Genomic DNA, 6,892 nt, shown 5'->3' with positions numbered 1-6,892 from the left:
CGGAGCGGCTCCAGGTGATTGTTGACGTGGGTGATCACCGGGGTTCCGGGCGCGATCACCCGCCCGTCGTCGAGGATGAACGGCTCGGCCGGGCCGGGTGTGATGGCGGCGGTGTCGATTCCCTCGTGGATCACCCGGGTGCGGGGCCGGAAGGCCGGGGGCAGGGCGCCCGCCTGGAACTCGGTCGGCGAGACGATCACGTCCGCTTCGGCGTAGGCGATGCTCATCACGGCGTTTTTGGCCTTGGCGCGGACCGCAGCCTCAGGATCGTCGACGCCGAAGGTAGGGTCGAAGCCGACGTCATAACCGCGCCCGTGGTACCAGAACTCAGCGAAGGCCACCCGGCGGGCGGCCGGGAACACCTCATCCAGAAAGGTCATCTCGCCCCAGCCGGGATGGCCGACGATGACCTGTGGATCCCAGCCTTCGTTCCTGAGCGCGCGAGCGGCGTCGACGGCCGTACGGCCGCGGATGAGGTCGGCCTCGGCCCGGATCGCCAGGGGATAGATTCCGTCGGTGGTGCCGCGCGGAAGGCGATAGCGCGCCATGCGAACGCCTTCGACCGCCGTCGCGTGTTCCTGACCCACGGCGCTCACCGGTACGCCGCGCGAGACCAGGGCGCGCGCCAGGTCGCCGAACTGGGCCGGGAAGTTGTTGTGCACGAAGAGGACGCCGCGGGGCATGGCGGCCCCTCTAGCAGGGCTTTGGATCGGGCGGGAGTTTGTGTAAGCGGGAGACCGCGCGGCTATGGCGGAATTGGTAGACGCAACGGTTTTAGGTACCGTCGGGCAACCGTGGGGGTTCGAGTCCCTCTAGCCGCACCATCCTGCTTCGCCCTCCGGGGCTCAAAGCACGTGACCTTCGCAGGCGCGCGGGGCTTTTACCTGCGAAGTGAGCATGACATAAGGGCCGCTTCGCGCCGCCGGGCCCTGTTCGGCGGCTGACCTTGTTTGCCGAAAGAGGCGGGTGTCCTGCGCCGGTGCGCGCGCCCGGAGAGTTTGAAAATGTCGATGCAGATCGTTGAAAAATCTGGCGAAGGCCTGAACCGCGTTTATGGCGTGACGGTGCCGGTGGCGCTTCTGGCCGAAAAGCTCGAGGCCCGGATCAAGGAGATCGCGCCGACCCTGAACGTCAAGGGGTTCCGCCCGGGCAAGGTGCCTGCGGCCCATGTGCGCCGCCTCTATGGCAAGGCGCTGATGAGCGAGGTGGTGCAGGCCAGCCTCAACGAGTCCACCCAGAAGATCATGACGGACAACAATCTTCGGCCCGCCGGAGAGCCCGAACTGAAGCCCGAGGGCGACCTTGAGGCGGTGATGGATGGCAAGGCCGACCTCGCCTACGAACTCTCAATCGACCTGATGCCCGAGTTTGAGCCGGTGGACGCCGCCACGCTCTCGCTTTCGCGTCCGGTCTACCCGGTGAAGGACGCCGAGGTCGACGAGGCGGTGGCCGAGCTGGCCAAGCAGAACCGCACCTATGAGCCGCGCACCGGCAAGACGGTGAAAGCCAAGAGCGGCGACCAGGTTGTGATCGACTTCGTCGGCCGCGTGGACGGGGTGGCCTTCGACGGTGGCGCGGCGACCGACGCTGAGCTGGTGCTGGGCTCGGGCCAGTTCATCCCGGGGTTCGAAGATCAGCTGATCGGCGCCAAGCCGGACGCCGAACTGACGGTGAAGGTGACCTTCCCGGCGGACTACCAGGCGGCCAATCTGGCCGGCAAGGACGCCGAGTTCGAGACCAAGGTGAAGGCCGTCAAGGCGCCGGTGGAAACGCCGGCCGACGATGAGTTCGCCAAGCGCCTTGGCCTTGAGAGCCTCGAGAAGCTGCGCGAGCTGGTGAAGTCGAACCTCGAGGAGCAGTACGCGGGCGCCTCGAAGTTCAAGCTCAAGCGCGCCCTGCTCGACGAGCTGGACGCCAAGCACGACTTCCCGCTGCCGCCGCGCATGGTCGAAGCTGAATTCGCCGCGATCTGGCAGCAGGTCCAGCAGGACAAGGCGGCGGGCGGACTGCCGCCCGAAGACGCCGACAAGTCCGAGGACCAGCTCCAGAAGGAGTATCGCAAGATCGCTGAGCGCCGCGTGCGCCTCGGCCTCGTGCTGGCTGAGATCGGCCGGGCCAATAACGTGCAGGTGACCGAGCAGGAACTGGCTGAAGCCATCCGCGCCGAGGCCATCAAGTACGGCGCGCAGGCCCAGCAGGTGTTCAACATGCTGCGCGAGAACGCCAACGCCCAGGCCCAGCTGCGCGCGCCGATCTTCGAGGACAAGGTCGTCGACCTGATCGTCGGCAAGGCCAAGGTGAAGGACAAGAAGGTCTCCAAGGACGAGCTCCTGAAGGAAGACGATCTGCCCGCGGGCTACGCCGAGTAGCGGTCGATGGCGTCATGACAGCTTCTGTCCTGACGCCCGCTCAACGGGCTGAGTTGGCCGATCGGGGCGTGGTGACGCTCCGCGGCTTTGCGCCTGCCGATCTGGCGAGGGCCGCGGGCGAGGCGGTGACGCGGGCCCTGTGCGAGGGCGGGCTGTGGTCTGCCGGACAGCCTGGCGAGGTCTGGCCCAAGGGCGGCCTGAACGTGAAGCGGCTGGGCGTGCGGCCGGCTGAGATCGAGGCGGTGTTCGCGGCGGCGGCGATGGTCGCGCTTTCATCGGCGCTGCTGGACGGCGCGGCGCCGGATCGCACGATCTGGAAACGACCGCAGCTTCTGGTCACGCTGCCGAACGCCGCGCCGTGGCCTTCGCCTAGGGGTTGGCATCGGGACTTTCCGCATCTGGCGAGGCCGGGCCGGTTTGGGGCCCAGGTGTTCGTGGCGTTCGACATGGTGGCGCCCGGCGGAGGCGGCGCCTGGGTGGTCGCCGGGAGCCATCGGCTGATGGAAGCGGGGCGAGCGTTATCCATTGGCGACACTCACACGCGCTTGCGGCGTCTGGACTTCATCAAGGCGCTTTATGGCGGGGTCGAAGACCTGAAGGCCCACCGCGACTCGGTCGAGGGCGTGGAACTCGAGCTGGTGGAACTCTCTGGAGAGCCCGGCGACGTCCATGTGATGGACCCGCGCGTTTTGCACTCGGCCGCGCCGAACCGCTGCGACCGCCCCCGCATCATGGCGACCGACAGGCTGGTCACCGCCGAGGTGGCGGTAGAGGTGATGGCGGTGGTCTAAGGCTTTTGAAGCCTACATCGACCGCAGATGTTTCAGCAGCTCGGCGTTCTCGACGCGGGCGCGGCGCTCGTTGATGGCGCGGTGCAGGTCAAGGGTATCGGTGGGGTCGAGCCGACCGAGCGCAGAGGCGGAGACCTCCTCCGGCTTGAGCGGAGCGCCTTCCAGAACGCGCTGGGCCTCAATGTCCATGCCGTCTTCCCCCAGTGACCCGCGCGAGCGGGGCCTCTCCCGACGATTAAGGTATCATTCACCTTTGGCGGCCGCCAAGTGGACTTTCGCGTTGCGGCATGACGACGCGATCACAGGTTGGTGTGCAAGATCATGCCTCGCGTGCGCCGCAGCGCACGAATCGGTTGGCTTCCGTTAGGTGGGGGACGTAACGTCCGGAAACATCAAGACGCCCGCGCGGACCTTAAGGGGACCGAGTGAGAAGAGCGCCGCGGGAAGGAACAGAGTATTGCAGCGCACGCGCGACGCCGGAACGGACCATTTTCACAAGGTCGTCGATTGTCAGTGGGCCTGTCCGGCCCACACGCCGGTGCCGGAGTACATCCGGCTGATCGCCGAAGGGCGATACGACGACGCCTACATGATCAACTGGAAGTCCAACGTCTTTCCGGGCGTGCTGGGACGCACCTGTGATCGGCCCTGCGAACCGGCCTGTCGGCGGGTTCGGGTCGAGGACGAGCCGGTGGCGATCTGCCGGCTGAAGCGGGTGGCGGCCGACAACAAGGCGGACGTGTCGCATCGGATGCCGCCGCCGGCCGCGACGCCGAATGGTCGACGCATCGCGCTGGTCGGCTGCGGCCCGGCCTCGCTGACTGTGGCGCGTGATCTTGCGCCGCTGGGCTATCAGCTCACCGTTTTCGACGCCGAACAGAAGTCGGCGGGCATGATCCGAAGCCAGATCCCGCGCTTCCGTCTGCCCGAAGAGGTGATCGACGAAGAGGTGGGCTATATCGCCGGGCTCGGCGGTATCGAGATGAAGTTCGGCCACCGGATTGAGAGCCTCAAGGCGCTGCTCGCTGAAGACTGGGACGCGATCTTCGTCGGCTCGGGCGCGCCTCGCGGACGGGATCTGGAGATTCCGGGGCGCAAGGAAGCCGCGGCCAACATCCACATCGGCATCGACTGGCTGAGCTCGGTGTCGTTCGGGCACGTGGACAAGATCGGTCGCCGGGTGATCGTGCTGGGCGGCGGCAACACGGCCATGGACTGCTGCCGCACCTCGCGCCGCCTGGGCGGCGAGAACGTTAAGGTCATCGTCCGTTCGGGCTTCGAGGAGATGAAGGCGTCTCCCTGGGAGAAGGAGGACGCGATGCACGAGGACATCCCGATCCTCAACTTCCGCGTCCCCAAGGCCTTCACGCACGAGAACGGTCGTCTGACCGGAGTGACCTTCGAGATCGTCAAGGCGGAGTTCGACGAGAAGGGTCGGCGTCGGCTGGTCCCCTCGGGCGAGCCGGACGAGCACCACGAGTGCGACGATGTGCTGGTGGCCGTGGGCCAGGAGAATTCGTTTCCCTGGATCGAGCGCGACATCGGACTTCAGTTCAACGAATGGGACATGCCGGTGGTGGGCGAGGCGACGTTCCAGTCGACCAATCCGCGCGTGTTCTTCGGCGGCGACGCGGCGTTCGGGCCCAAGAACATCATCTGGGCCGTGGCGCACGGGCACGATGCGGCCGTGTCGATTCACAAGTTCTGCGAAGGTCAGGATGTGGCGGTTCGACCGCCGCCAGGGGCGACCCTGGTCAGTCAGAAGATGGGCATCCACGAGTGGAGCTACGACAACGACGTCTCCAACGACCACCGCTATCGCGTGCCGATGCGCGACAAGACCGAAGCGCTGAAGGACGTCCGTCTCGAGGTGGAGCTCGGGTTTGACCGGGAGCTCGGCTTCAAGGAGGCGCAGCGGTGTCTGAACTGCGACGTCCAGACCGTGTTCGCCGACAAACTGTGCATCGAGTGCGACGCCTGCGTCGATATCTGCCCGATGGACTGCATCACGTTCACGGATGACGGCGAAGAGGCTGATCTGCGAACACGGCTGAAGGCGCCGGCCGATAATCTGACCCAGGACCTCTATGTCTCGGGCAAGCTGCCGACAGGGCGGGTGATGGCCAAGGACGAGGATGTCTGCCTGCACTGCGGCCTCTGCGCAGAACGGTGCCCGACCGGCGCATGGGACATGCAGAAGTTCTACCTTGAGATGACCCACGCGGGGCCGGAGGCGCTGGCCTCATGAGCGACGTCAAGATCAACGACTTCGTCGTCAAGTTCGCCAACGTCAACGGCTCGGGCTCGGCCTCGGCCAATGGGATGTTCGCCCGCTCGGTGATGCGGATGGGCGTGCCGGTGGCGGCGCGCAACATCTTCCCGTCCAATATCCAGGGTCTGCCCACCTGGTACGAGGTGCGGATCACGGAGGCCGGCCATATGGGTCGCCGGGGCGGCGTCGACCTGATGGTCGCCATGAATCCCCAGACCTGGGACAAGGACTTGGCCGAGATCGAGAGCGGGGGCTTCCTGTTCTACGACTCCACCAAGCCGATCCCACCCTCGCGGTTCCGGGACGACATCACCGTGGTCGGCGTGCCGCTGACGGCGATGTGCAACGAGGCCTATGAGCTTCCGCGCGAGCGTCAGCTGTTCAAGAACATCATCTATGTCGGCGCCCTGGCGGCGCTTCTGGGGATCGATCTTGAGGCGGTGAAATCGCTGATCTCCGAGGATTTCGCCGGGCGTCAGCGTCTGATCGACGCCAATTTCGAAGCCCTGGCCATGGGCCACGCCTATGTCATGAAGCACCTCGCGCCTCTGCCGCTCCAGGTGCGTCAGGCCGATGCGGTGGGCAACCGCATCTACGTAGAGGGCAACGAAGCGGCGGCGCTGGGCGCGGTGTATGGCGGGGCGACCGTCTGCGCCTGGTATCCGATCACGCCCTCGACCTCACTGGCCGAGGCCTTCACCAAGTACTGCCAGGATCTGCGGATCGATCCGGAGACCGGCAAGTCGCGGTTTGCGATCATACAGGCCGAGGACGAGATCGCCTCGATCGGCATCGTCATCGGCGCAGGCTGGAACGGGTGCAGATCGTTCACGGCGACCTCGGGGCCGGGCATTTCGCTGATGACCGAGTTCATCGGGCTCAGCTACTTCGCCGAGATCCCGGCCGTGATCTTCGATGTGCAGCGCGGCGGGCCTTCGACCGGCATGCCGACGCGGACGCAACAGGCGGACCTGATCTCCGCCGCCTATGCCGGCCATGGCGACTCGAAACATCCGCTGCTGTTGCCGGCGGATCCCGGTGAATGCTTCGAAATGGGCGCGCAGGCGTTTGATCTTGCCGACCGGTTGCAGACTACGGTCTTCGTGATGCTCGACCTCGACATCGGCATGAACGAGTGGCTGACCGAGCCGTTCCAGTGGGATGACAGCCGCAAGCTGGATCGCGGCAAGGTGATGACCGCCGAGATGCTCGACGCCGGCATGGACTTCGGCCGCTACAAGGAAGTGGACGGCGACGGCATTCCCTATCGGACCTATCCAGGCGTCCACCCGACAAAGGGCGGCTACTTCACGCGCGGCACGTCGCGAAACCCCTACGCCCGCTATTCGGAAGAAGGCGCTGTCTATGTGGACAACATGGAGCGACTGCTTCGTAAGTTTGACACCGCCCGCGATCTGGTGCCGGCGCCGGTTCTGAAGCCCGCGAAGGGCAAGACCCGT

Annotated in this window: 6 protein-coding genes and 1 tRNA gene; 5 read left to right on the top strand and 2 right to left on the bottom strand. The window is 66.0% G+C overall.

Features of this window, described 5'->3' with window-relative positions:
• Positions 1 to 683 (bottom strand): hypothetical protein (locus ACIQ3R_RS13135; RefSeq protein ID WP_397419207.1); only part of this gene is annotated, 683 nt, incomplete at its 3' end.
• A gap of 58 nt (positions 684 to 741) precedes the next feature.
• Here ACIQ3R_RS13135 and ACIQ3R_RS13130 point away from each other — a divergent pair.
• The 3 genes from ACIQ3R_RS13130 to ACIQ3R_RS13120 all read left to right on the top strand — a co-directional run bounded on the left by ACIQ3R_RS13130 (position 742) and on the right by ACIQ3R_RS13120 (position 3,160).
• A tRNA-Leu gene (locus tag ACIQ3R_RS13130) sits at positions 742 to 824 on the top strand.
• A gap of 186 nt (positions 825 to 1,010) precedes the next feature.
• Entirely contained in the window at positions 1,011 to 2,369 is a 1,359-nt protein-coding gene (gene tig / locus ACIQ3R_RS13125) for a trigger factor (protein ID WP_397419205.1), read from the top strand.
• Between the two features lie 14 nt (positions 2,370 to 2,383).
• A complete protein-coding gene (locus tag ACIQ3R_RS13120) occupies positions 2,384 to 3,160 on the top strand; it encodes a phytanoyl-CoA dioxygenase family protein (protein ID WP_397419203.1) in 777 nt (258 codons plus the stop codon).
• A gap of 12 nt (positions 3,161 to 3,172) precedes the next feature.
• Here ACIQ3R_RS13120 and ACIQ3R_RS13115 read toward each other — a convergent pair whose 3' ends face one another.
• Positions 3,173 to 3,349, bottom strand: coding sequence for a hypothetical protein (locus ACIQ3R_RS13115; protein ID WP_397419201.1), 177 nt, complete (start codon positions 3,347 to 3,349; stop codon positions 3,173 to 3,175).
• Positions 3,350 to 3,617: 268 nt separating this feature from the next.
• Between ACIQ3R_RS13115 and ACIQ3R_RS13110 the strand changes: the two genes are divergently transcribed.
• Complete coding sequence (locus ACIQ3R_RS13110; protein WP_397419198.1) at positions 3,618 to 5,408, top strand: FAD-dependent oxidoreductase; 1,791 nt, start codon at positions 3,618 to 3,620, stop codon at positions 5,406 to 5,408.
• The coding region (locus tag ACIQ3R_RS13105) for a 2-oxoacid:acceptor oxidoreductase subunit alpha (RefSeq protein WP_397419196.1) at positions 5,405 to 6,892 on the top strand (1,488 nt) is incomplete at its 3' end. The genes ACIQ3R_RS13110 and ACIQ3R_RS13105, both read left to right, overlap by 4 nt.

It is taken from the genome of Phenylobacterium sp. (genome assembly GCF_044371015.1).
Lineage (GTDB): Bacteria > Pseudomonadota > Alphaproteobacteria > Caulobacterales > Caulobacteraceae > Phenylobacterium.
Note: the sequence above shows the minus strand (reverse complement) of the source record. Positions and strands in the feature narration are given on the sequence as shown.

Excerpts from the sequence above, each read along its gene's own strand:
- tig (WP_397419205.1), top strand. The coding sequence starts at position 1,011 with ATGCAGATCGTTGAAAAATCTGGCGAAGGCCTGAACCGCGTTTATGGC.
- ACIQ3R_RS13115 (WP_397419201.1), bottom strand. The coding sequence starts at position 3,349 with ATGGACATTGAGGCCCAGCGCGTTCTGGAAGGCGCTCCGCTCAAGCCG.
- ACIQ3R_RS13120 (WP_397419203.1), top strand. The coding sequence starts at position 2,384 with ATGACAGCTTCTGTCCTGACGCCCGCTCAACGGGCTGAGTTGGCCGAT.